Annotated in this window: 1 protein-coding gene; it reads left to right on the forward strand. The window is 73.2% G+C overall.

Annotated elements, in window-relative coordinates; translation table 11 throughout:
• A partial coding sequence (locus HKX41_12370; protein ID NNC24930.1) for a hypothetical protein occupies window positions 1–226 on the forward strand: 226 nt, incomplete at its 5' end.
• Window positions 227–254 lie beyond the last annotated feature (28 nt).

Consider the following 254-nt stretch of genomic DNA (forward strand, 5'->3'; position numbering starts at 1 on the left):
CGGCGGGCATGACGCGCAGGGCGATGCGGTCGACGCGGGCCAGGCGGGCGTGGTCGAACGCGGCCGGGCGCAGGGCGGGCGCGGCCAGCGCGCTGCCGATGGACAGGGCCAGCAGGCCGAGAGTGAGAGTGATGCGTTTCATGGCGTGATTCCGTCCGAATGGGAGAATGACGAGGGCGCCGCGCGAGCGCGGGCCGGCGATGAAGCAGCGATGGGGCGTGGCTGACGAGGGCATTGCGGGGTTGCGCGGATCG

This window comes from Salifodinibacter halophilus (assembly GCA_012999515.1).
Taxonomy (GTDB): domain Bacteria; phylum Pseudomonadota; class Gammaproteobacteria; order Nevskiales; family Salinisphaeraceae; genus Salifodinibacter; species Salifodinibacter halophilus.